21 protein-coding genes are annotated in these 23,844 nt (G+C 41.5%); 7 read left to right on the forward strand and 14 right to left on the reverse strand.

Annotation, left to right across the window (positions count from 1 at the left end):
* Positions 1–68: 68 nt before the first annotated feature.
* The 9 genes from ACFEL9_RS02155 to sppA all read right to left on the reverse strand — a co-directional run bounded on the left by ACFEL9_RS02155 (position 69) and on the right by sppA (position 9,438).
* Positions 69–818 carry a DeoR/GlpR family DNA-binding transcription regulator gene (locus ACFEL9_RS02155; protein WP_385885722.1) on the reverse strand — a complete coding sequence of 250 codons (750 nt, stop codon included), beginning with the start codon at positions 816–818 and terminating at the stop codon, positions 69–71.
* A gap of 387 nt (positions 819–1,205) precedes the next feature.
* A complete protein-coding gene (locus tag ACFEL9_RS02160) occupies positions 1,206–1,778 on the reverse strand; it encodes a hypothetical protein (protein WP_385885724.1) in 573 nt (190 codons plus the stop codon).
* 1 nt (position 1,779) lies between these two features.
* Complete coding sequence (locus ACFEL9_RS02165; RefSeq protein ID WP_385885726.1) at positions 1,780–3,042, reverse strand: LVIVD repeat-containing protein; 1,263 nt, start codon at positions 3,040–3,042, stop codon at positions 1,780–1,782.
* Positions 3,043–3,095: 53 nt separating this feature from the next.
* Positions 3,096–4,619, reverse strand: coding sequence for an outer membrane beta-barrel protein (locus ACFEL9_RS02170; RefSeq protein ID WP_385885728.1), 1,524 nt, complete (start codon positions 4,617–4,619; stop codon positions 3,096–3,098).
* Positions 4,606–5,166, reverse strand: coding sequence for an RNA polymerase sigma factor (locus ACFEL9_RS02175; protein WP_385885730.1), 561 nt, complete (start codon positions 5,164–5,166; stop codon positions 4,606–4,608). Before ACFEL9_RS02175 ends, ACFEL9_RS02170 begins: the two co-directional genes overlap by 14 nt.
* A gap of 122 nt (positions 5,167–5,288) precedes the next feature.
* Positions 5,289–5,804: a DUF2911 domain-containing protein gene (locus ACFEL9_RS02180; RefSeq protein ID WP_385885731.1), complete on the reverse strand. Its 516-nt coding sequence runs from the start codon at positions 5,802–5,804 to the stop codon at positions 5,289–5,291.
* Positions 5,805–5,866: 62 nt separating this feature from the next.
* Entirely contained in the window at positions 5,867–6,397 is a 531-nt protein-coding gene (locus ACFEL9_RS02185) for an SRPBCC family protein (protein ID WP_385885733.1), read from the reverse strand.
* A 113-nt stretch (positions 6,398–6,510) separates the two neighbouring features.
* On the reverse strand, positions 6,511–7,614 hold the full coding sequence (locus tag ACFEL9_RS02190; RefSeq protein ID WP_385885734.1) for an ABC transporter permease: 1,104 nt from the start codon (positions 7,612–7,614) through the stop codon (positions 6,511–6,513).
* A gap of 75 nt (positions 7,615–7,689) precedes the next feature.
* Positions 7,690–9,438 carry a signal peptide peptidase SppA gene (gene sppA, locus ACFEL9_RS02195; protein WP_385885736.1) on the reverse strand — a complete coding sequence of 583 codons (1,749 nt, stop codon included), beginning with the start codon at positions 9,436–9,438 and terminating at the stop codon, positions 7,690–7,692.
* A 62-nt stretch (positions 9,439–9,500) separates the two neighbouring features.
* Between sppA and folK the strand changes: the two genes are divergently transcribed.
* The 3 genes from folK (at position 9,501) to ACFEL9_RS02210 (ending at position 12,033) form a co-directional block, all read left to right on the forward strand.
* Positions 9,501–9,986, forward strand: coding sequence for a 2-amino-4-hydroxy-6-hydroxymethyldihydropteridine diphosphokinase (folK, locus tag ACFEL9_RS02200; protein WP_385885738.1), 486 nt, complete (start codon positions 9,501–9,503; stop codon positions 9,984–9,986).
* A gap of 100 nt (positions 9,987–10,086) precedes the next feature.
* Positions 10,087–10,719, forward strand: a complete 633-nt coding sequence (locus ACFEL9_RS02205; RefSeq protein ID WP_385885739.1) for a deoxynucleoside kinase — start codon at positions 10,087–10,089, stop codon at positions 10,717–10,719.
* A 54-nt stretch (positions 10,720–10,773) separates the two neighbouring features.
* Positions 10,774–12,033 carry an MFS transporter gene (locus ACFEL9_RS02210; protein WP_385885741.1) on the forward strand — a complete coding sequence of 420 codons (1,260 nt, stop codon included), beginning with the start codon at positions 10,774–10,776 and terminating at the stop codon, positions 12,031–12,033.
* Between the two features lie 9 nt (positions 12,034–12,042).
* On the opposite strand, the gene ACFEL9_RS02215 is transcribed toward ACFEL9_RS02210, so the two are convergent.
* Positions 12,043–12,555 (reverse strand): YkgJ family cysteine cluster protein, encoded by a 513-nt coding sequence (locus ACFEL9_RS02215; protein ID WP_385885743.1) that lies wholly within the window; start codon positions 12,553–12,555, stop codon positions 12,043–12,045.
* 161 nt (positions 12,556–12,716) lie between these two features.
* Here ACFEL9_RS02215 and gcvP point away from each other — a divergent pair, with 161 nt between their 5' ends.
* A complete protein-coding gene (gene gcvP, locus ACFEL9_RS02220; protein WP_385885744.1) occupies positions 12,717–15,602 on the forward strand; it encodes an aminomethyl-transferring glycine dehydrogenase in 2,886 nt (961 codons plus the stop codon).
* A gap of 67 nt (positions 15,603–15,669) precedes the next feature.
* On the opposite strand, the gene ACFEL9_RS02225 is transcribed toward gcvP, so the two are convergent.
* The 4 genes from ACFEL9_RS02225 to ACFEL9_RS02240 all read right to left on the reverse strand — a co-directional run bounded on the left by ACFEL9_RS02225 (position 15,670) and on the right by ACFEL9_RS02240 (position 19,919).
* Complete coding sequence (locus ACFEL9_RS02225) at positions 15,670–16,656, reverse strand: phosphatase PAP2 family protein (RefSeq protein WP_385885746.1); 987 nt, start codon at positions 16,654–16,656, stop codon at positions 15,670–15,672.
* A 68-nt stretch (positions 16,657–16,724) separates the two neighbouring features.
* On the reverse strand, positions 16,725–17,228 hold the full coding sequence (locus tag ACFEL9_RS02230) for a sigma-70 family RNA polymerase sigma factor (protein WP_385885748.1): 504 nt from the start codon (positions 17,226–17,228) through the stop codon (positions 16,725–16,727).
* Between the two features lie 61 nt (positions 17,229–17,289).
* Positions 17,290–18,309, reverse strand: coding sequence for a hypothetical protein (locus tag ACFEL9_RS02235; protein WP_385885750.1), 1,020 nt, complete (start codon positions 18,307–18,309; stop codon positions 17,290–17,292).
* A 191-nt stretch (positions 18,310–18,500) separates the two neighbouring features.
* Complete coding sequence (locus ACFEL9_RS02240; protein WP_385885752.1) at positions 18,501–19,919, reverse strand: sensor histidine kinase; 1,419 nt, start codon at positions 19,917–19,919, stop codon at positions 18,501–18,503.
* A 165-nt stretch (positions 19,920–20,084) separates the two neighbouring features.
* Here ACFEL9_RS02240 and ACFEL9_RS02245 point away from each other — a divergent pair, with 165 nt between their 5' ends.
* The 3 genes from ACFEL9_RS02245 (at position 20,085) to ACFEL9_RS02255 (ending at position 23,831) form a co-directional block, all read left to right on the forward strand.
* The gene (locus ACFEL9_RS02245) at positions 20,085–21,038 is read left to right on the forward strand and encodes a CvpA family protein (RefSeq protein WP_385885754.1); all 954 of its coding nucleotides are present in this window, start codon (positions 20,085–20,087) and stop codon (positions 21,036–21,038) included.
* Positions 21,039–21,832: 794 nt separating this feature from the next.
* Positions 21,833–22,345, forward strand: a complete 513-nt coding sequence (locus ACFEL9_RS02250; protein ID WP_385885756.1) for a hypothetical protein — start codon at positions 21,833–21,835, stop codon at positions 22,343–22,345.
* Between the two features lie 241 nt (positions 22,346–22,586).
* Positions 22,587–23,831: an MFS transporter gene (locus tag ACFEL9_RS02255; protein WP_385885758.1), complete on the forward strand. Its 1,245-nt coding sequence runs from the start codon at positions 22,587–22,589 to the stop codon at positions 23,829–23,831.
* The last annotated feature ends 13 nt before the right edge of the window (positions 23,832–23,844 follow it).

Consider the following 23,844-nt stretch of genomic DNA (forward strand, 5'->3'; position numbering starts at 1 on the left):
CCAAAACTTGTCCCGAACTTGCTTCGGGATGAAACCGCAGAAAAAAGATTATAAATTTTGATCGTCGTTTACAAAATTTCCAGGCCCGTATTTACATAAGCTTTCAACTGATCATCGCTGGGGTCCAGTTCGGTGATCAATGTATGGGTACGCTTGAGGTCACATATTTTAATGCGCTGAAAGGTGTTCAGCTTTTCAGAAATAGACAATGACACAACTTTTTGAGATGATTCGATCATTGCCTTCTTTACTTCCACCACATCCCAGTCATTATCGGTTAAACCATTTTCAATATCAATGGCATTCGTTCCTAGAAAACAGAGATCGGCATGGATGTTTTTTATTTTGGAAATCGTTTCACCCCCGATAGCGATTTGTGAACTCTTTGAAATCTTATCACCAATAAATATCACTTCAATGTTTGGGTGATGAATATATTCGTAGGCGGCGGGCAAACTGACTGTAATAAAAGTCGCCTTTAATTCTGCCGGCAAACTTTTGGCTAATTCAATAATGGTTGTACCACCACTTGTCAATACAAACATTCCATCTTTGATGAGTTGCGAAGCTTTATGCGCAATGGATTGTTTGCCGCTTAAGGCATACACATGAGTACTGGATTCAATGGAAAGATGGAAAGATTTGGAAAGGGCCCCGCCATGAACTTTTATCAGTTTATCCGTTTGGGCCATCTCATTCAGGTCACGCCGGATAGTATCCTCAGATACCTTCATTTCCTGGCTAAGATCAACGGATAAGACTTTATTATGCAGGTTTACTTGTCGTAGTATAAAAGCTTGTCTCTCTTTTTTAAGCATGTTGCTCTGGTTTGCAATCAGATACAATTTAGGGCATTTTCGAGAAACAGCAAAAAAATGCACACATTGATAATTAGTCAGGCATATACCTGCAAAAATAACGCCTCAAACATGAATTTTTGATCCCATGAATAACAACATTCAAAGGCCGTGGACAATAGCCAATAAGGATAAAAGATGCATCATCGGGCTGAAGTCCGTTACTTCCGTAGCTGATCCCGACATTCTGCCCTCGCCATTTTTTTGGTAGCAATACCACTCATATTTGAATTAAAGGAGACTAATGAATTAAACATAAACCCGGATGCCCTCAATTCTGGCAGAGGGAGAAATGGAATACCCAATGTGTCAATGGGCAAAATAAGTTTCCCTGGCTGATACTTTAACTTACCTGGATCCTATTTCCCAACTCAGTTTAGCAACAATGCGGTTGAAACTGTACTTATATTCCCTAATATCGTCCGGGCAGTCACCCGTCAGGCAGGGAAATACAAAAACTTTTCGCTGAGTGATATTTTTTTGACTAAAGCCTGCGCTTAGTGCAAGCCGGTGTAAACTGCCAAGCGGTACGCGGTAACCAATACCAATGTCTGTATATAAACCGCCTTTTATTCGGTCCGCTGTTTTTGAGAAATCATTGTCGATTTTGTATTTACCCGGAAAATTGTATCCGCCATTAGCGTACACAAAGGCTGCCTGTTTTTTAAAAACCTTCATTCTCCAATCAGCAAATACCGGTACAGAATTGAATTCATACGGATCGTATCCGACTCCGATACCTGTAAAGAAACGATTGTAATTAACTCCTCCTGATAATTGAAAGACAGGTTTGGTGTTAGATTCACCGGTTGCAAGTCCCACAGATGCAATCGTATTCCATTTCAGTTGTTGTTTTTGCTTTACCTGCGCCAACAACATCACCGGCCAAAGCAAGAACATTAACACAATTTTCTTTTTCATATCATTTCTTTTCTATTACAATTTTACTGAGCAACTTTATGTCCGACACGTTGGAATAATCATATTGATATAATCCATCTTTTGCTACCACCAGGGCAATCTTATTCATTGCAATAACGTCATAGGTGTCTATACCACTGATTGTTTTTTTCAATTGCAGGTTTTGCACATCCGCCGCATTGTACGCTTTTAGTCCCGCTGTTCCATCGCAAATAAAAAGCAGGTCTTCATCTTTTGCTAAACCATAAGGACCACTTAAGGGATACGACTTAACAAGAGAAGGTGATGCAAGATCTTTGATATCGATCACCTGTAATTCATTGGCAGATGGTCCGCAGGTAGTGCCAGCACGTAGGGTCACATAGGCATATTTATCATCCGCGATAACAGGGTCGCAGGCACGGCTATGTACAAAAGTACTTTTAGCAACAGGCGATTCCGGGTTGGTAATATCAAATATGTACATCCCGCCCATTGATCCTACAAACAATGTATTCTTAAATGGAAAAATGGTTTCAATATCAAAACCTGCATTTACATTGTTTTTGAGTACAGGATCTGCCGCATTGCTGATAGAAATACATTTTAAATTATGCATATCGACTGTGTACATATAATCGTTCACAATCGTAAATCTCGCCATTGAACCGCCGACACCAACCGGCGATGCAGATACCGCTGCATTTGCTTTTGAAGCGGAGAAGAAAACGTCTCCCCGCCCTTCAAATAACCAATTTTGTCGTTCGCAACTTTCTGTTACAGTTGTATCTTTTCTTATCCAGTCAACAACTATATCCCCGCTGCCCCTAAAACCATTTCCCCACATTCGCTCCGGGAAAATGCCTTCAATTGCTTTGGTAAGTTTTACACTTCTTGGATCAGTAATATCAATAGTAACCAGGTCGCCATACATGTCAGCATACAGCATATTTCCTTTCACGGCCAGATCCATATTGCCGGGGATATCAATGAAAGAAATATTAACCGGGTTGGAAGGATTGCTATTATCAATGACATGTATGCCCCTATCTACTTCATTGAGAAAAATATAATTGCCGAGCGTATATATCTTTCCCGGCTTTTCTATTTCTTTTGAAGCATTGCTTTTGATGTTAGCCTTTACTTCTTCCTTTGCTTTATATACCGGTTCAAAGTACGTGTACGTGTGTGTTTCTTTACAACTATCCTTTACGCAGGCTGTAAACAATAATGTAAACCCCATGAGCAGGAAGCTGGCAATTTCAACAGTTAGTCGCTTGTTCATAACGTGTGATTTGAAAATGCTGACAACTGTACAAGAAATAACGTTGCGCTGTTTTATTTCTTTCGCGGAAAAATAATCCGGCCGCTTAACCCGCCATATAAAAGATATTGCTTATTGCTATAAGCATCTTTCATCAGCTTGTTCATGCCAAGTGAAATTTCGGGTCCGACGGACCATTGTATTTTTTGAGACTTTCCAAAAACAAATGAAAAACCAGTATTCAGGTTTACCTGCCACTTATTGAAAATAGCATTGTCCCGATAATAAATACCGCCGGCAGTAGTATCATATACCAGTGCGTTGGTATTTACCAGGTAACCAAGTGATGCACCGACATTCCACAACAGCGGAAGTTTTTTTCCTTTGTTTAATTGCAGGTGATATTGAACTGGTAATTGTATAAAATGATAGTGATTGGTATAATCTTTTTGCGGCGCTGCCCGGTAGACCGCATCTAGCCGCAGCGATTGCGTAGCTGCATTGCTGACTACCACAGAAGTATTCCAATAAGAACCGACCTTCATTCTTGTATTCATATAGGCATATTGCACGCCTGTTGAAATACTGCTTCTTTTCGTAATTTCTTTTTGAGCTACTATCCCCAATTTAAAAGCAGCCCCGGCCCTGGTAGAAGAAGGAGAAACGGGCGGCGTATAAACATTACCGGAATTACCGGGTGAAGAATAAGCCCTGTCCATCATACTTTTCTGGCCATTTGAAAAAAGAAAAGCATTATCTCTCATTCCTGATAAACCAACTGCTAAATCAAAACCCCACCTGATCTTTGAACTCATTTTAGTTTTTGTAATAGCAGTTTCCTGCTTTGTTTCTTTGGCCTCCAATTTAGCCAGGGCACTATCTTTCCGTAATGAGTCAGTAGTTAACTGATCTTTAATTATTGGTTTGATACTTCCCGGATCGGCAGGTGTTATAGCAATTTCTTCATTCTTCTTTTTTTCATCGCTACCGGCAACATCGCTATTGATGCCGGCTGTTTCATTTTCACTGTTTGCTACAATTTCGTCCCGCCGTTTATTCACCTGAATCTGTTTGCGGCTCCTGGTATTTTTTCGGGTGGCAGTGTTCACTGCAACACTATTCGATTTTTTAACAACAGCATCCCGAAGAGTTTTGCCAGCTGCATGTCTATCTTTCAGCTGGCTTTCTTCTTCGATTTTCTCACTGTGATTGCTTTTCAATTCTTCGGGATTCCCGGAGTTTTCATTTGGATTCGGTTTAATGGTTAATTGGTCTTGCTTAATAGATCCGTTTTCATTGGAAGTAGTTGAACTGGTAGCAGGTGAAGTGACAGCGTTATTTTTCTCTGCAGAATCGTTATTAGTTTTTTGTGTAAAACTTTGATCGGCTATAGTATGTTTTGAATAATTATTAAATAAAAAATATCCTGTATAGCCAAGCAGGCTAAGACCGGCCAGTAAAAAGATAAAGAAGACAACACGCCGTTTCTTTTTCTTTCTTAGCTCCACTTCTACCTTTTCCCACACAGCATCGGATGGATGGAGTTTGAATTCCCCCATCTGCTGTTGTACTCTTTTTTCAAATTCATTTTCCCGCATACTTTTCATTTTTCTTTTCGAGAGTATATCTTTCAATCCAGGTAATGAGCAGGTTCCTGGCCCTGGAATATTGCGAACGGGACGTACCATCACTGATGCCCAGCATCTCCCCTATTTCAACATGGGTATAGCCTTCTATTGCATGCAGGTTGAAGATAACCTGGTAGCCTTGCGGCAATTGCCGGATCAAATCAGCTATTTCTTTCGCCTGCAATCGCACAGCCGGATCTTCATCCGCCACAGGGTGCATATATTCCTCGGTAAAAAACATTTCTTCCTGGTACTTTCGATGACGTTTTAGATAGTTGAGGGCTGTGTTGACCATAATACGACGGATCCAGGCTCCCAATTCGCCCTGCTGTTTGTACTGGTGCAAGTAGCGAAAGACCTTTACAAAACCTTCCTGCAAAACATCTTCGGCGTCACGCATGGACCGGGTATAGCGATAACATACCCCGAGCATTATTTCTGCAAATTGCTCGTATAGTTCCCGCTGTGCCTGCGGCTTGCCCTTCAGGCAGTCTTTAACCAGTCTTTGGTGATCCATATAGTTCAGGTAACCGGGTGACAATAAAAGAAAGCCAATCGTTGCACCAGCTTTAACGCTTTATTATAAAATAAAAAGCCGTCTCCTTCGAAACGGCCTGCAAAAATAGTCTTATGATTTATTTATACCACTTTAAAATCCACTTTGCGGTCACCCCATAGCAATGAAACAGTTCCATTTTTGTCTACCACAAAAGTCATCTTTTCGGCAAAGGTTTCCGCTTTAGCCGGCTTTACTTTTACCCGCAGGGCGTCTTCTGATTCTTTATAGTCATAAGCACCCCATTGCTTGGGGTTTTTATTGAAAATGATAGTCCACTCGTCTTCATTAGCAATGGTAAACAAAGCATACTTTCCAGCCGGCAGGTCTTTTCCCTCTACTTTTACGTCTTTACTTACTTCAAAAACAGTCGCTTCATTGGCACCAGTACGCCAAACTTTTCCAGCCATAGGTTCCAAATCTTTACCAATAGTTCTGCCTTTTACAGAGGGCTGGCTATAATCGATTGTAATAACAGCGCCGCTGGCCAACGTTTCCCTGGCCTGTGCAGGCGGGCTGGGTCTTTTCGATTTATCATCTTGCCCACAGGCAACAAGCATGGTTACGGAGGCAATTGTCAAAAGCAATGCTGATTTCATAAATGTTTTTTTTTGAAAATTTGAAGATGCTTTAAAGCTACAAATAACCTGCCAGACGAATTTTAGTTTATTGATGTGCGGTCGGTCCCGACTATTTTTTTAATATTATTTAATCCCTGCTCCATTTTTGTACCATAGGATTTGTCAAATACCAGGCTTGAGAATTTTTCCCAGGGATACCAGCGAAGCTTGAAATCCATGTACCACTGCAGCGTAGTGGAATCAGACCCGGGATGTTTGATGCATTTCCAACCGTTAATCATTGGCTTACCGTTCCTCCTTTGCATCACTGCTATACGTTCATCGTTTTTTTTCTCCTTCCACTGTACCAATGTACCAGCTACTTCCATGGAAGCGTTCTTTCCTGCACCGGTATCTGAAACGTGAATAGTACCCGCGGGTAGATTGGAGAAAAACGGGTTCCATTCCTTCCATTTGTTCATGTCATCCACCAGTTGCCATATGTTTTCAGCCGGGGCATGAATATTTGTAGCACGGGAAATGCGAACATTAAAAGGGATAAACAATGAAATAGCTGTGATCAAACCAAACAACAAAAGTCCACTGATGATCAATAATTTTATAAAACGCATTCTTTGTAAGGTTTAAAAAGTTTATTGGCTTACAAGTTTACCAGGATTAAAAAATCAGGAAATGCACAAACTTGTCAACTTATGAACTTATAGCTATTGAACCAGGAACCTGGTTATTCCCATTTAATAACCCTCGCCACGACTACATAAATAATCAATATCCATACAGCCAAAATGCCTAATTCCCTCCAGGTATCGTATAAATGAAGCCCTTCAAAAGAAATTTTCCGCATCGCATTATTGAACTGTGTCAGCGGCAAAAAGTAACAAATATCCTGCAACCATTTAGGAAACACTGAAACGGGAAAAAATGTTCCTGACAGCAGCATTTGCGGAAAGCCAAACAAGTTTATAAATAAAGGAATGGTGGCATCGGATTTGGAAACACTGCTGAATATAAGTCCTACCCCCATCAGCAGGAAAAGCATAACCATTGTCAAAATGATCATTTCTACAAACGTGATAAAACCATGCTGCAACGTAAAATGCAAAAAGAAATAACCAAACAGTATCAGCACTATCACGTTTACCAATTGAAAAAACAAACGGCTGGTACCGATGCCTATCAAAATATTAATTCGTTTTATGGGAGATGCATAGAATCGTTTCAGCACCAGTTGTTCCCGCAGGCTGAAAAATGTAAACGAAATACCAAACAAGGTGGAAAACAGGATTGAAAATCCTAACTGACCTGGTAAGATAAAATCTATCTGCCGGTATTTCTGTCCTTCTACAATTTCTGGCTGCACAATAAACTGCTTTTGTACTTCGGTTATATTGCCGGTTTGAATTTTCAGCGTAAGATTTTCCAGCGTTTGTAAAAAGAGATATAGGGCATTACCACTGGCAGAACTTGACTGCACATGAACTAAATATTTTTTATCAGCACTTGTTGGTATTGTTTGTATCGATAGAATCGCCGTCAGGTTTCCTTTGAGCAGATCATTCTTCATGGTCAACGTATCGGCATAATGGGTGATGCGGACGAATTTATCAGCCCTCAAACTATCCATGATGGCATTTGTGGTATCACTGCCGGGACGAATGGCTATCTTTTGCATCGGCACTCCATTATTGCCAAAGGCGCCGAAGATCAAAATAAATATGATCGGGAACAGTAAGCTGAAAACGATGGACGTTGGCTGGGCAAAGATGGCCTTAAAGCTCGCCCTGATAATGGCCCACAGAGCCCTGGATTGACTATAGGATTTCGACATTCACAAAAATTGGTGAGCAAACCTACGGGAAATGGGTTGAAGTTGGCGGGCATAAATAATCAACTTAACCGGTTATTAGTGTATAAAAAACTGGAACGGCAATCTTGCCTGCACCGTATTGCTCATTTCTTTTACCCGCTTCATTTCCTGGTAAATTTTATAATTCTCCTCGCCGAGTTCCGATTTCATTTTGTCGGCATAGTTCATCGGGTCTGCTTTGCCAAAAAGCTGGTCGAGGATATTTTTTGGTTCAGGATATTCCCTGATCCTGTATTCTTTCAGTTTTGCCATAGATGCCGCTGATTGTATCGCATCTTCAATGCCACCAAAGCGGTCGATCAAACCAATGTCTTTAGCTCTTAACCCCGTCCATACCCGGCCCTGCGCTATGCTGTCAATATAAGCTGTATCTTTTTTTCGTCCATCAGCTACCCGTTGTTTGAATTGCGCATAGATCATATTGACATTGGCCTGCAGCAGTTGTTTTTCTTTTTCGTTCAACGGGCGGTACACATTGCCTGCATCGGCATACGGCGCCGTCTTCACTCCATCAAAGGTGACTCCTAATTTATTTTTAAAAAATGCCTGCATATTAGGAATGATACCGAATACGCCGATAGAACCTGTGATAGTCGTTGGCAATGCGAAGATGCTGTCGGCGGCACAGGAAATATAATAACCGCCGGAAGCAGCAACATCACCAAAACTCACGACGACAGGTTTTTCCTGTTTGGCTAATGACAACTCCCGCCAAATAGTTTCACTGGCCATGGAACTACCGCCGCCCGAATTGACACGAAATACAATGGCTTTGATCGCCCGGTCCAGCCTTGCCTTGCGGATAAGGTTGCGGTAATGCTCCGCACTGATACCTTCATCACTTTTTCCATCCACGATGTCACCTTCAGCATAAATCAGTGCAATCTTTTCACCACTGCCGCTGCTGATATCCCTGGCAGCGAAATAGCTGTTGATGGTAATAAAATTTAATCGTTCATATTTATCAACTCCCAGTTTGCTTTTGATTTCGTCTTTTACCTGGTCGTCATATCTTACACCATCTACTAATTTGTAGTTGGCTGCATCGGTGGCATTTTGAATTTTAGCTTCATTCGCCAGCTGATGTAAAGTAGCGGTATCAATTTTTCGCACCTCGGCTGCCTTCAATAAGAAATCATTGTACAGGTCGTTTAACCAAACGGAGGTCTGCAATTCATTTTCAGGTGTCATGTGATCCGCCCGAAATGGTTCCGTAGCACTTTTGAATTTACCAGCATAAAAAATTTGTGGTTCGATCTCCAGTTTTTGCAGCGTTCCTTTTACAAATGCATAGTCAACATTGTAACCACTCCACTCAAGATAACCCTGCGGACTTATATAGATCTTGTCGGCAATACTGGCGACACCATATGCTTTTTGGGTAATCACATTACCATGTGCGAGGATGAATTTATTGCTGCTCTTAAAGTCCTTCAATGCATTTCTCAACTCTTCGCTGGCGGCAAAGCCATTGGGATTGTTATTGGCAATAATATAGATACCAGAAATATTCTTGTCGGTTTTTGCCCGATTAATCAACCGTAACACATCATATAAACCCGGTACATTCCGCTGCCCGCTGCTAATTACAGACAAAAGATTTTGTTTTTCCTGCTCGGCGTAATGCTGGCTGAGATCCAGCACCAAAACAGATTTTGCTTCAACCCTTGGTCTGTCTTTAGCGGTTAAACTTCCCGCAAGAGTTATCAAAAAGAAAACAACTAATAAACTGAATATGATCAGCGCCAATAGCGAGGCAAAAAATATCTTAAAAAAACTCCGCATCCGTTAATACATTGTTGAATGCCAAAAATAAAGATATTTGACCCGATGATAAAGGCAGCATTATGAACCAGGCTTATTTACTGACGGGCGGCAATATGGGTAATCGCAGGGAAAATCTTGCAAAAGCCTTTGACCATATTAACGAGGAATGCGGATCAGTGACCAACGCATCATCGGTTTATGAAACGGCCGCGTGGGGTAAAAACGATCAGCCTTCATTCCTGAACCAGGTTTTAGAAATCGAAACGGTGTTATCACCCCCCCAGCTTTTAGAAACCATCTTGACCATTGAAGAAAAGATCGGTCGTGTAAGACTGGAAAAATATGGTCCGCGAGTTATTGATATCGACATTTTGCTATTCAACGACGAGGTTCATCAATTACCGATGTTGAAAATACCACATCCCCAACTGCAAAACCGCCGGTTTGTTTTGGTTCCTTTGGCGGAGATAGCCGCTGACTTCATGCATCCTGTGTTAAAAAAAACAATTGCCGAATTGCTGGCCATCTGCCCGGATAGATTGGAAGTATCGGCTTTCCCATTGTAGATAATGATGGACTTATCCACAAATACATTTCCCGAAAAACCCTATCACTCATTTCATTTACTTTGCTGTTTTTCTCCATGGCCCCCTGTGGCCTCTAATTATGAAGTATCACTTTATTACCATAGAAGGAAATATCGGCGCCGGTAAAACCACGCTGGCTCACTTACTATCGAAACATTATGATGCCAGGCTGATCCTGGAAGAATTTGCTGACAATCCCTTCTTGCCAAAATTTTATGAAAACCCGGAACAATACGCCTTTCCGCTGGAGTTATTTTTTATGGCGGAACGCTTTAAGCAATTAAAGGAATTATTGCAGCAAAAGGATATGTTTCAGCAATTGACCATCTCCGATTACCTTTTCACCAAATGTCTCTTGTTTGCCAAGGTGACCTTGCCGGATGACGAGTTCCGTCTCTACCAGCGATTGTTCGATATCATTCACCAGCAATTGATACAACCCGACCTGTTGATCTACTTACATGCACCCGTCAAAAAATTGCAGGCGAATATTAAAAAAAGAAACCGCTCCTACGAACAAAATATCCCGGATCAATACCTGTTCAACATACAGGAAACCTATACTAATTATATCAAACAACATAATATCAAAACCTTGTTTGTGGATGCGTCCAATGCAAATTTTTTGGGAAACGAAGCTCACCTGAAAGTGATCACCGATGCGTTGGAAAAAGACTATGAACAGGGGCAACACTATATCACGTTACCATAGCTAATATTTTCAATTATTGCAAATCATCTCCGCTTACCTTTGCATCCTTAGAATATGGATGACAACCAGACGACCACGCAGGTAACCAACGATCCTTTTGCAGCTGTTCGCATTCCTGAATATAAAAATCTTGTACTGGGAAGGTTTTGTTTCATCATGGCCTTACGCATGATGAGCACACTTGTAGGTTGGTGGATCTATGAATTGACTAACGATCCTTTTGCGATTGGTTTGATTGGCCTGTCCGAAGTAATTCCCGCCCTTAGCATGGCGCTTTACTCCGGCCATGTTATCGACATAAGTGAAAAAAGAAGATTGTTGCTGAAAAGTGTTTTTGGTTATATCTGCGCAGCAGCTGTGTTACTCTTCTTATCAACTCCCTTTATTCATAACAGGGTTGATAAAGTAAAAATCAGTTATTGCATTTATGCGGTTATTTTTTGCACGGGCATTATCCGATCATTCGCCGGCCCTAGTTTCAGTGCTTTAATCGCCACCATAGTACCACGACAATTTCTCCAGAATGCAACGACCTGGAGCCAGGGAAGCTGGCTATCTGCTTCGGTAACCGGTCATGCCATGGGCGGTTTTTTAATAGCATTTATAGGAACCATGGGCACGCAAATCGTTATTTGTTGTTTATTGATCATCGCTTTTTTTATTCTGACACAGCTAAAACCAAAACCGGCCCTGCAGCAATCGGGAGAAAAAAGAACCTGGGAAAGTGTAAAGGAAGGGGTGAAATTTGTTTTCAGGACGAAAGAACTTTTGGCTGCTTTATCGCTTGATATGTTTGCCGTATTATTTGGCGGCGCTGTTGCTATGGTTCCCGTGTATGCCAGGGATATTTTGAAAATTGGACCTATCGGATTCGGCTGGCTCAATGCTGCTATTGATATAGGAGCTATTGTCGTAGTTGTATTGCTTACTATCGCCCCGATGAAGAGAGCACAGGGTAGAAAACTGCTATTTGCGGTTGGTGGTTTTGGCATCTGCATTATTCTTTTTGCTTTATCCAAATGGTTTTTACTTTCCTTCCTTGCCCTGATGATCGCCGGTATGCTTGACGGTATCAGCGTGGTGGTAAGAGGAACAGTGATGCAATTGAAGACGCCCGATCATATGCGTGGAAGGGTAAGCAGTGTCAGCTCCATGTTCATCAATTCGAGCAACGAACTGGGACAATTTGAGAGCGGGTTAGCCGCCAGGATTCTCGGCGTAGTTCCATCTGTAGTTTTTGGCGGATGTATGACCCTGGCCGTTGTTGTGACCACCTGGATAAAAGCACCCACCTTACGCAAATTTGAATATTAATTTGGAAAACTATTTTCCTGCCTGCATCAATTTTTCCAATACATAGTAAGTAATCGGGCAAAAAGTAGAATTTTTTAACGTCAACGCCTGGCGGTTGTAAATAACATCCTCATCTGTGTAGGGAAAGCGTTGGCAGTCTGAAGGGCGGTTTTCATAGATGCTGCAATAGTTGTCAGCGCCCAAAAAAGGGCAGGGTTTCGTCTTCACGACAAAATCTCCGTCTTCATCCACTCTTAAGTAAGTTTCAATAAAAACACTTTCTTTCATTTGCAGATGCTTTGCTATCCGTTTAATGTCCGTTGTTTTAAATCGTGGAGAATAATTTTTGCAGCAATTGGCACATTGCAGGCAGTCAACCTTTGAAAACGCTTCCTCATGAAGCGTTGGCAGTTGTTTCAGCAATTTATTTTTTTCTACCCTTTGCAGGTATTGTTTGTATAATTTCTGCCTTTCAACCGATTTTTTTTCCCAATTTTTCAATAGGTCGCTGCTCATTTTGCAAAGTAACAACCTGTTTTCCACAGTTTGGCCCCGTTCTTTTTTTATCCCTTTCCTCCCGTAACTTTGCCCGCATTTCCCAGAAGAGCGAGCCATAAAAAAAATGAACCGGTCAAAAAAGGTTCTTTTTAGCCTGTACTCCAGATCTCAACCTTTTTGACATGATGACTAAAATGAATACTACAATGAGCATTTTCGAACAACAGTCCAACGAATTTATTTCCCGCCATATCGGGCCCAATGAAACTGATGCAAAAGCGATGTTGAAAAAAATTGGGGTCAGCAGCCTCAATGAGCTGATTGATAAAACAGTGCCTCCTGCCATCCGGATGGGTCATGAGCTCAATATCCCGGCTGCGATGAGTGAAAACGAATACCTCAAGCACATCAAGGAAATATCATTAAAAAACAAAATATTTTCCACTTACATTGGCCAGGGATACTATGACACCATTACTCCGTCTGTCATCCTGCGAAATATTTTTGAAAATCCGGGTTGGTATACCCAATACACACCTTACCAGGCCGAGATCTCTCAGGGCAGGCTCGAAAGCCTGTTGAACTTTCAAACCATGGTAAGCGATTTAACCGGCTTGCCAATTGCCAATGCCTCCCTTCTCGATGAGGCCACAGCCGCGGCAGAGGCTATGACCATGTTTTTTAACTCCCTGAACAAACAGGACCATATTGAAAGGCCCAGGTTTTTTGTTGACACAGAAATATTCCCCCAAACAAAAGATGTGCTGGTAACCAGGGCTATCCCGGTGGGAATCGAAATTGTTGAGGGCAATTATAAAACGGCAGCTATCGACAGCACTTATTTTGGCGCCATTGTTCAATACCCGAATGACAAAGGCTCGATAGAAGATTATCGTGAATTCATTTCAAAAGTTCATTCAGCTGGTGGTTTTGCTGTTATGGCCACTGACCTTCTTGCTCTCACGTTGTTAACACCACCCGGTGAGCTGGGTGCTGATGTAGCAGTAGGATCGGCGCAACGGTTTGGCGTGCCGCTTGGATATGGTGGACCGCATGCTGCTTTCTTTGCGGCAAAAGATGATTTCAAAAGAAGCATACCCGGCCGTATCATCGGGGTTAGTATTGATGCGCAGGGCAACCGTGCTTTGCGGATGGCTCTCCAGACAAGGGAGCAACATATCAAAAGAGAGAAAGCGACTTCCAATATCTGCACAGCCCAGGCCCTGCTGGCCAATATGGCTGCCATGTATGCAGTTTACCATGGTGCAGAAGGATTGAAAAATATTGCAAAACGGGTGGCGCTGCTTACGCAAACAGTTGCTGAAGCTATTGAGCAAAGAGGTTTTGACCTGGTATCGCAAAATTTCTTCGACACCATTGTAGTTAAAACAGACGAGTTGCCTGCCATAAAAGCAAAAGCGGAAAGACAGTTTATCAATCTTCGCTATATCGATAACAACCATATCGGCATTTCACTGGATGAAACAACAACGACAGAAGACCTTTACGACCTGATCAATTGTTTTGAAAATGATAAAGACCCGGTTGCTTTTGACATTTATTTAGATGACGACCTGCAACATATCCCCACATCGCTGGTTCGTCATTCGGCATTTTTAACACACCCGGTTTTCAATACGCATCGCAGCGAAAGCCAGATGATGCGCTATATTAAACTGCTGGAAAATAAAGATCTCTCGTTGAATACATCGATGATCTCATTGGGAAGCTGTACCATGAAGTTGAATGCAGCTTCTGAAATGATGCCATTGAGCTGGGCCCATTGGAGTAAGATCCACCCGTTTGCCCCAGCCGATCAAACAAAAGGCTATCAATACATCATTGATGAGTTAAGCAAATACTTATGCGAGATCACCGCTTTCGATGCCTGCAGTTTGCAACCCAATAGCGGTGCACAGGGCGAATACGCCGGATTGTTAACCATCCGTTCTTATCACGAAAGTCGTGGTGATCATCACCGTAATGTGATGCTGATTCCTATTTCAGCACACGGCACTAATCCTGCATCTGCTGTTATGGCGGGAATGAAAGTGGTAGTGATTAAAGCCCTGGAAAATGGTTATATCGATGTGGAAGACCTGAAAGCAAAAGCACAACAGCATAGCGCTAACCTTTCAGGTATTATGATCACCTACCCCAGTACTTACGGCGTTTACGAAGAAACAGTAAAAGAAATTACAGCTATAGTTCACCAGCATGGCGGACAGGTTTATATGGATGGCGCAAATATGAATGCACAGGTTGGATTAACAGCTCCCGGTTTAATCGGCGCCGATGTTTGTCACCTGAACCTGCACAAGACATTCGCTATTCCACATGGCGGCGGCGGCCCGGGCATGGGACCGATTTGTGTGAAGAAGCATTTAGCTGATTTTTTACCGGGACACGTAGAAGTCAAAAGTGAAAAGTTAAAAGTCAAAAGTAATGCAGTAAGTGCTGCGCCTTATGGTTCGGCGAGCATCCTTTTGATCAGCTATGGTTATATAAGAATGTTGGGCAATGAGGGAGTGAAAGCGGCTACCGAAAATGCGATTCTCAATGCAAACTATATGCGGGCAAGACTTGAAGGTGCTTATGATATTTTATATACCAATCACAATGGTCAATGTGCCCACGAATTTATTGTTGATCTCCGTCCTTTCAAAAAGAGTGCAGAGATTGAAGCAGAAGATATCGCAAAACGTTTGATCGATTATGGCTTCCATGCACCAACAATGAGTTTCCCTGTTCCCGGCACAATCATGATCGAACCTACAGAAAGTGAAGATAAAGCTGAGTTGGACCGTTTTTGTAATGCACTACTTTCCATACGGGAGGAAATAAAAGCAATCGAAGAAGGCAAAGCCGATAAGAAAGACAATGCCTTAAAAAATGCACCGCATACACAATTCGTTGTCACTGCTGATGAATGGAAGCATGCCTATTCAAGACAATCAGCCGCCTTCCCGCTATATTATGTTACACTCAATAAGTTTTGGCCTTCTGTAGCGAGGGTTAACAATACCTACGGTGACAGAAACCTGATCTGCACCTGTGAGCCTGTCGAGAGCTATATGGAAGCGGAGGCGTAAGATTTATCCGTAATAAAAATTAAAGAAGCCCGGAAATTCCGGGTTTTCTTTTTTATCTAAATGTTAATTATTGATTGCAACAGGAGGATGGCGCATTACATGATTCACTGCAAACCGGGTCGCAGGATGATGAACACTGTTTTTCCTGCTCAGTCGCAGTGCTTTTATTTTTCGATTGCCATTCCAATATTTCTGCTTTTGCCTTGTTGAAGTCCTGGCGAAATTTTTCGGTTTTAAAAAGTTCCTCCACAAATTGTAATGCCCATACTTTCCCGGCTTCCGAATCACTTGGATAATGAACACCTATTACCTCCCGTGAATAAGCCATTTCAGCCGCCATCTTTAAAAACTCATTGCTGAGTGTTGGATCAATTCGTATCATTATATAAGCGTTCACATACGATGCAGCCGAGTGCCCATTGGGGTAAGATGGATGTGGCGGTCGTTCCAGGTATTTTATTTTTGATTCCAGCATATAGGGACGGGCCCGGTTGAATAAGAATTTCAATTTGAAAAAATAATAGGTCGCATCCCGGTACACATCAGAAAGAAAACCGGCAGTAACGGGAAGATTTTTATAAGTGTACCATTCACCCATTGGGCTTCCGATATGAAACAGGCTGGAAAAATTTCTGTCATAGTCCGGATCGAATGGATTAAAATTATTGGGACTATGAAATATGCCTGCCAGGTTTTTATACCTTCGGACATCTTCATCTGTTCTTTTAGTTTGTAGTTCGAGCAAGTATTTCAATTCTGCTGCAGTTTGCACTGAACTGTTGGCCGGAGGAGCGGGAATTTGTAATAAAGAAGGTACATCCTCAACCAGGTAAACGGTTCTCATTTTGGTGGCAGCTAACACACTTGTGGTTATTTCTCTTGCAGGGAATGTTAGCGTATCCAGCCAGTGCCGGGAAAGATCGGGGCGAGAATCGAGAGCCTGCAGTTTTTTGTAATGATCCGGGATAATTGGAGTTCCGTTTGTGGAGTTACCCTGCGCAAAAGCGGATGCCAGGTTAAATAAAAGCAGAGAGTTTAAAATACATCTTTTCATAGTAGCAATTTTATCTGTCTTATAAGACTGGCAAATCGCTAAAAAGACGCAAGCAGGAAAATAAATTTTTATAACTGCTGTTCGTAGATGGCCCGAAGCATTTTCTTACCCCGCTGCACCCGGGATTTAGTCGCGGAGATGCTTAGTCCCAATTTATCGGCGATGGCAGATTGGTTTAATTGTACAACTGAATCGTACCAAACAGCTTCCGCATATTTTGCAGGGATCTTTTTCAGTAGTTCGTCCAGGGATAAGGGAGCATCAAATACCTGGCGCTCACCTTCTAACTCTGTTACCAGATTCGTCTCAAACCCGTAAGAAAACTTTGCCCGTTGCTTGTGATAGTCCACGATTGTATTATGACAAACCCTGAATACCCATGCCCGCAAATTTTTCACCCGTGCCTTATCACAACAAAAATCGAATCGCTGGCAGTATGTAAATATTTTTAAGTACACTTCGTGCAAAATATCATTCACCGCATTTTTATCAGCCACGTTCTTTTCAATATAGGTTTTAAGCAATTCACCATAGCTGATCCAGAAACGGGGCGTTTCATGATCTTTATACATGACTAAAAAATAAGAAAACAAACGGAGCTCTTTCCTGACTATGTGATAAATGGTAAAAAAACTAGGGGGTCAACATAATATAAAATACATGCAGAGCAATGTGGTTTTCGATAGCCGCCGTTGCGCTAACTTTTGCTTTTCTTAAAATGCCAGGACTGCCATCCAGGCTGGTAAGCATTATACCCGTTTTTTTGAAATCAATATTGCCGGTGTTCTCTGGTTCAATCATCATGGAAAACTCAGAATCTTCGCCATAAAAGCTAAAATCTCTTCCGTTCAGATCCAACAAATCCCGGATGCTCATACCCGAATAAATCCCACTTTTAAACGTCCACTTATTCCGGCTGATATTATCGTTGAAAGGCAGTCCGTTTTCTGTTGGCAACACGCCGCTGATCAAGATATAAGAAAGCTTGCAGAGATTATCTTCATCTTCCCACACAAATACTACCTGCCGGTTACTATTGCCAAACAATACCGAACACTTTTTCAGTTTCTTTTCAGAGAAATAGTAAACATCTTTTTTCACATTTTGCTCGCCAAAAAAAGCGGCGAGTAACTCATGGGAATCAAAGTTCAAAAGGTCTTCAGCAAAATTTACATTCCCGGGTAATTCTTTTCTTTTAAGCAAAAAACTATAAGTTGTTATGCTATCCTCCACCGACTGTGACGTTTCGACCGTCATATTTTTACGCTGGTAGAGTGGCGATTGACTGGAATCGTGGTTACGACCATAAAAAAAATTGGCCCGCAGATAATTCAACCCTGAATGATATTCTTTTAATGACGTGGTGTAAAAGGCAAAACAATAATCCTTCTCTTGTTTAAAAAGGCTCACCCGCCGATGTTCGACAATAGAATCCACCTCATCTTTCTTCTTTTTTTCGAAAAAAGTAAAGGCCATTGCATCATCCTGCATCGTTTTGACACCAGACGAATAACCTTTTTCGTGCATATAATTATCAAACTTCTTGGGGGAAAGAGAAGAAAGTGTAACCAGGTCTTCAAGCTGAAATGACTGAGCCCGGACTAAAGAAATAAGAAACCCCTGTAAAATGAATATAAGTAAAAGTCTTGCCATAACATTTCCTTTTATTCATAAAATATTGCATAGGGTCTTTTAAAGGAATCCCTTAGGGGAGTGTTATAGCACGGATGCTTGCAGGCAACGAAATTATTAATTTTTATCAAAACTCCAAATAGACGTTCATGGAAGTTGAAATAAAAAAGTAACAAGAAGATTAATTATAAATATTTACAAGCCAATGCGGCTTAAAGTTCCTGTCTCGGCAAGGTGAAAGAAAAAATACTCCCCTTACCTATCTCACTTTGAATACGGAGGTGACCATTGTTTTTTGCGAGAAACTCCTTGCATAGCATGAGGCCCAGCCCCGTGCCTTGCTCCTGTGCCGTACCATTGCTGGTGTAAAAGTCCTGGCTGGCAATTTTCTTCATTTCTTCCTGGCTTATCCCTTTACCCGCATCTTTTACATACACTTCGGTGACAGACGCCTGCTCAAATGTGCCGATATAAATATGTCCGCCTGAAGGAGAAAACTTAATAGCATTGGAAATAAGGTTGCGCAAAACGAGGCTGATCATGTCCCTGTCGGCCCAGGCACTGAAACCATCAGTGGCCCTGTTTTCAATATGAATTTTTTTGGCCTCTGCCTGCAGGTAAAGTATATGCAGTACGTCGTCAATCATTTGTTTTACATTAATGGGTCCTGCATTGACCGTATCAGCCTGCATTTGACTCTTGGCCCATTGCAACAGGTTATCCATCAAACTGACGGTATAGTTCAAATCATTTTTGACATCGGGGATTAATTCCTTAATCTCATCCGCAGGCATATCTTGTTTTTGCATGTCATCAAAGAGATTACGCAATGCATACATTGGTGCCTTGAGATCATGAGAGATAACAGAAAACAATTTATTTTTTAACGAATTCAGCTGGTCCAGTTCCTCCGCTTGCTTTTGAATCTCCTGGTTATTTTGCTGCAAGATTGAATTATTGATCATCATGCTGGCCTGGTAATCCGCATTTTCCTTTTTGATCAGGTATAAACCATAGAATATATAAATAAGAGCCAAAGCCTGGTTAAAAAGATACCCGATGAAATTTATATCCTCCAGTTGGTAACGATATCTGGTCAATACTACCGACAATATAAAATAGCTGATCATCGAAAAACTGATCGAAAAGAACATATAGCCGATATCCCTGATAAAAAAAACAGCTAGTATTCCGTAGAGAATGAAAGAGAGCTCGATACCAAAATTGATCCCGTTGATATAACTAAAACAGGTAAATACAGGATATAAAGAGAAGTAAACTACCAGGGCTTCATTGTACCTATTCTTGCTGTTCAAAAATAAAACGAGGCTACTTACTAAAGGAGGTATGCAGGCAACCAACCATCCGGTTAAAGGAATTTTGCCAGCGCTAAAAATACCAAACATGGGAACAACAAAACCAGATACAAGCTGAAAAAAATTCAGGGAATTAAATATCCCTAAGCGGCTTTTTTCATATTGGCTCATTTCGGCGGTAACACCGATGTTTTTAATAGTATGTAGGATTGATTGCAATATTTCAGCTGCTAAATTGAAAAATTCAGCCAGTCGCAAAAGGCTGGTCTTGAAATAATCATGACTTGGTTGCAAAAGCTGCAAAAAGTATCTCATAGGGAATCCGGCCGATTTGATCGCCTGACAAAATAGTAATTATTTGGTTAATTAGTTAGCCATTCATGAAAAAATAACTCCTGTTCTTCCCGCAGGTTAAATTATACTGGTACAGTTTTTCCACAGGCATATTATTTGATTTATTTCAATTTCAAAACTTTAGGCATGAATTGGGTTGACCTGGCTCTTATCGCTGTTTTTCTTATTATGCTTTTTGCCGGCTATAGCCGTGGCTTCATCCTTGGCTCACTGGATCTCGTCAGTTGGGCTGGCAGTTTTATACTGGCTTATATGTTTTATGGCCAGGTGGCCGATCTTATAAAAAAAGTGATTGACCTTAAAATATGGATACTGCCGGTTTCTTTCCTGTTGATTTTAATCATCAGCCGATTGATCATTGCCTGGATCGCTGGTCTTATTATTCGCTCTTTACCGGAACAAAGCAATAACAATTCCATCAATAAATTCCTGGGTGTGGTGCCGGGTGCCATCAATGGATGGATTGCAGCCATCATTGTCTCGGCATTATTATTAGCACTGCCTATAAACAATAATATTACTACCGAGACACGCAATAGCCGGTGGGCTACTCAATTGGCATCGCAATCAGAATGGGCCAACAAAAAATTGGCTCCCGTTTTTGATGAAGCTATCCGCCATACGATGAATAGCCTGACGGTTAATCCCAATTCAAATGAAAAAGTACCGCTCGGTTTTACTTATAACAAAGCAGAGATAAGGCCAATGTTTGAGTCGAGAATGCTGGAAATGGTAAATAAAGAAAGGGTAAAACATGGCTTAAAACCCTTACGGGCTGATCCCGAATTAACGGCGGTTGCCCGTGCGCACAGCAACGATATGTTTTCAAGAGGCTATTTTGCTCATAACACGCCGGAAGGAAAAAATCCCTTTGACCGGATGAGAGCTGCTGGCGTCAAATTCAGTGCAGCAGGAGAAAATCTTGCCTTAGCCCAAACGTTGGAAATTGCACATACAAACCTGATGAACTCCCCGGGGCATCGGGCAAACATCTTACAACCATCTTTCGGAAGATTAGGTATTGGCATACTTGATGGCGGATTTTATGGTTTAATGATCAGCCAGGAGTTTAGGGATTAATATCCATCCATATCGTCAAAATTTTCTGTTGATTCAAAAAGATCATTTTTGTTCCCGATTCAACGATGCAAATTTTCCCCACCGATTCAGAAATGTAAAATGGTATAATAGTTGAATTTTTTATTTTATTAAAGAATTTGACTATGAAATTATCACCGTATTTGTTTCTTTTTTTCTTTACCCTATTTGTCTTGAGCAGTTGCGGCGCAGTTGAAGCAATATTCAAGGCAGGTATGTGGTGGGCTTTTTTCCTGGTTGGCTTAGTTGTCGTAATTATTTTGATCATTGTGTCCAAAGTGAGGAAATAACAAATCGTTTCCCCCATAATCGAACTATGAAATGGCTCCTACACCTAATGAGCATTTCCGGAGCTGGCGAAAGGCATCTTATAACACCTACCTGTTACATAATCCTACAGATTTATTGCCGCAGGATGTTTTCGTTGGAAATATTATCCTTTGCAAATTTAGCATTCGATAGGGCGGACTTCGATATTCCTTCCAGTAAAGAAAAACCGGAAAGTATTGTTTTGTTTCGTGATAAATTTGCTTCAGCAGATGAGCTTGCGATTGTATCACCGGAATGCAACTCCCAACCCCGGGCGGATTAAAAGTGCGATCAAACGGGCTTCACGGGGAGAAGATTCCCCATTGTTGGAATTGCCGGTAGCTATAAAACAGAATTTGACAAAAAGGAAAACCTTCCGCCGAGCAAACAAAAAATCTAATTAAAACCCTGGAAAATCTAAAGAAAAGGATTTTGAGTAAATGATTTTTTTAAACAAAAAAACGATTATGAAAAATAAAAAATCAATCGATTTGCCGGATTCTGATGCAGACAAAAAACAGCTGGAATCGGAAACCTTTGAAATAAGCCTGCCTGATGTTAGCGATATTCCCGGGCAGGAAAAGATAAAAGTGGCTCCTTTAGGAGAGTTAGCCGATACAACCATTTCCTCTTCCGACGAAGAAGGCGCTGGCATACTGGACGATCCGCAGGACCAGGAGCTGAATATGAATATGGATCACCTGGACGCCAACGTCACGAAGGATGAAAGAAAAATCCTGGATGATGCTGCCAATAAAATACAAACAACCGATCAACAAGCTTTGGAACAAGCCACCCTTGACCAGGTGGATGACGAGGGAGAACCATTGAGCGAAAAAACAAGTCTAAGTGGTGACGACCTGGATATTCCCGGCAGTGAATTGGATGACGCCAACGAAGAAATTGGAGAAGAAGATGAAGAAAATAACTCATTCAGCCTGGATGATGAAACGGAAGATGAAAGCAATTCCCGGGGATAGAACTGTTCATTTATCAGCATCACTGGAATTAAATGGCATTCTTTTAAAAAGGATGCCATTCATTTTATAAATATTTTCTAATCCAATGAATTTAAAAGAGAAAAATTGGAAAAGGAAAGATTTTAAGGGATTATAAAACAGCGTTAACATATCGCTTAATTATAATTCGTATTTTTGCGGCGTTCTAAACAGAACAGTCCCTCAGGGAGTTGCTCGCCATAGTTACTAAAATAGCAACTCGATGAAATTAAGTTTAGTAAGTGTATTTAGAAATTCACAACGATTAATCACCCCATTAACAGGTTCGTTCACAAAGACAAAGAACGATATGGATATAACTGCGCCTACGTATTCAAAACAACAAATACGCATTGCAGTATCCGCATTCTTTTTTTGCCAGGGACTTTGCTTTGCATCCTGGGCAAGCCGCATCCCGGACATCAAAACCTCGTTGCAATTGAGTGACGCAGGTTTGGGCAGCATTTTACTAATGCTTCCTGCTGGCCAGTTAACAGCGATGCCATTCTCTGGCAGATTGATCACTCATTACGGAAGTAAAAAAATTCTTCGTATTTGCCTGCTGTTGTATGCTATTTGTTTGACCAACCTCGCATTGGCCACGCAACCCTGGCACCTGGCTTTAGGTCTTTTCCTGTTTGGTATTTGTGGAAATATGTGCAATATCTCTGTCAATACGCAAGCCATCAGGGCGGAAAAATTATATGGCCGGCCAATCATGACCTCATTTCATGGAGTATGGAGCACCGCAGGTTTTGCCGGCGCGGCTATTGGTCTTTTGATGATGTCACAACACATCACACCCTATATTCATTTTTGGATTGTTGCTGCGTTGGTTTTTTTCACCATTGTTATTTCACAGAGATTCCTTCAATGGGGTAAGGCGGCTAATCCACCAGAAAAAAAATCTTTCTTCTCCAAACCTGATGGTATGCTGATGCAATTGGGCATCATCGGTTTTTTCAGTATGGCAAGTGAAGGAGCGATGTTTGATTGGAGTGGTGTGTACTTCCAGGATGTAGTACATGCGCCAAAATCATTAATTGCCCTGGGCTATATGTGTTTCATGATTGCTATGGCATCCGGCCGATTTATCGGGGACCGATTAATTAGCAAATATGGCCGCCAGACAATGTTAAAGATAAGCGGCGTACTCATTTCTTCCGGGTTGTTTTTGTCAGTAATCGTTCCGCATATCATCACGGCCACACTTGGATTTTTGATTGTTGGGTTTGGTGTCTCTTCTATTGTACCAATGGTATATAGTGCAGCCGGAAAGCAATCAAAAATTCCTCCCGGCATGGCATTAGCAGCTGTTTCCAGTATCAGCTTTCTTGGCTTTTTGATGGGACCGCCATTGATCGGTTATATTGCGCAACTCTTTAGTCTTCGCTATTCTTTTGCCGTAATTGGTTTGTTGGGTATCAGCATTAGCCTCATGGTTTCAAAAATTAAGGCGCTGAACTAGTTCGACCTGTTCA

Origin of the sequence: Terrimonas alba, from assembly GCF_042434975.1 — a bacterium.
GTDB lineage: Bacteria > Bacteroidota > Bacteroidia > Chitinophagales > Chitinophagaceae > Terrimonas_B > Terrimonas_B alba.

Bases quoted from the DNA above. Each gene is read 5' to 3' on its own strand.
- ACFEL9_RS02155 (WP_385885722.1), bottom strand. From the start codon at position 818: ATGCTTAAAAAAGAGAGACAAGCTTTTATACTACGACAAGTAAACCTG.
- ACFEL9_RS02160 (WP_385885724.1), bottom strand. From the start codon at position 1,778: ATGAAAAAGAAAATTGTGTTAATGTTCTTGCTTTGGCCGGTGATGTTG.
- ACFEL9_RS02165 (WP_385885726.1), bottom strand. From the start codon at position 3,042: ATGAACAAGCGACTAACTGTTGAAATTGCCAGCTTCCTGCTCATGGGG.
- ACFEL9_RS02170 (WP_385885728.1), bottom strand. From the start codon at position 4,619: ATGCGGGAAAATGAATTTGAAAAAAGAGTACAACAGCAGATGGGGGAA.
- ACFEL9_RS02175 (WP_385885730.1), bottom strand. From the start codon at position 5,166: ATGGATCACCAAAGACTGGTTAAAGACTGCCTGAAGGGCAAGCCGCAG.
- ACFEL9_RS02180 (WP_385885731.1), bottom strand. From the start codon at position 5,804: ATGAAATCAGCATTGCTTTTGACAATTGCCTCCGTAACCATGCTTGTT.
- ACFEL9_RS02185 (WP_385885733.1), bottom strand. From the start codon at position 6,397: ATGCGTTTTATAAAATTATTGATCATCAGTGGACTTTTGTTGTTTGGT.
- ACFEL9_RS02190 (WP_385885734.1), bottom strand. From the start codon at position 7,614: ATGTCGAAATCCTATAGTCAATCCAGGGCTCTGTGGGCCATTATCAGG.
- sppA (WP_385885736.1), bottom strand. From the start codon at position 9,438: ATGCGGAGTTTTTTTAAGATATTTTTTGCCTCGCTATTGGCGCTGATC.
- folK (WP_385885738.1), top strand. From the start codon at position 9,501: ATGAACCAGGCTTATTTACTGACGGGCGGCAATATGGGTAATCGCAGG.
- ACFEL9_RS02205 (WP_385885739.1), top strand. From the start codon at position 10,087: ATGAAGTATCACTTTATTACCATAGAAGGAAATATCGGCGCCGGTAAA.
- ACFEL9_RS02210 (WP_385885741.1), top strand. From the start codon at position 10,774: ATGGATGACAACCAGACGACCACGCAGGTAACCAACGATCCTTTTGCA.
- gcvP (WP_385885744.1), top strand. From the start codon at position 12,717: ATGAGCATTTTCGAACAACAGTCCAACGAATTTATTTCCCGCCATATC.
- ACFEL9_RS02225 (WP_385885746.1), bottom strand. From the start codon at position 16,656: ATGAAAAGATGTATTTTAAACTCTCTGCTTTTATTTAACCTGGCATCC.
- ACFEL9_RS02230 (WP_385885748.1), bottom strand. From the start codon at position 17,228: ATGTATAAAGATCATGAAACGCCCCGTTTCTGGATCAGCTATGGTGAA.
- ACFEL9_RS02235 (WP_385885750.1), bottom strand. From the start codon at position 18,309: ATGGCAAGACTTTTACTTATATTCATTTTACAGGGGTTTCTTATTTCT.
- ACFEL9_RS02240 (WP_385885752.1), bottom strand. From the start codon at position 19,919: ATGAGATACTTTTTGCAGCTTTTGCAACCAAGTCATGATTATTTCAAG.
- ACFEL9_RS02245 (WP_385885754.1), top strand. From the start codon at position 20,085: ATGAATTGGGTTGACCTGGCTCTTATCGCTGTTTTTCTTATTATGCTT.
- ACFEL9_RS02250 (WP_385885756.1), top strand. From the start codon at position 21,833: ATGAAAAATAAAAAATCAATCGATTTGCCGGATTCTGATGCAGACAAA.
- ACFEL9_RS02255 (WP_385885758.1), top strand. From the start codon at position 22,587: ATGAAATTAAGTTTAGTAAGTGTATTTAGAAATTCACAACGATTAATC.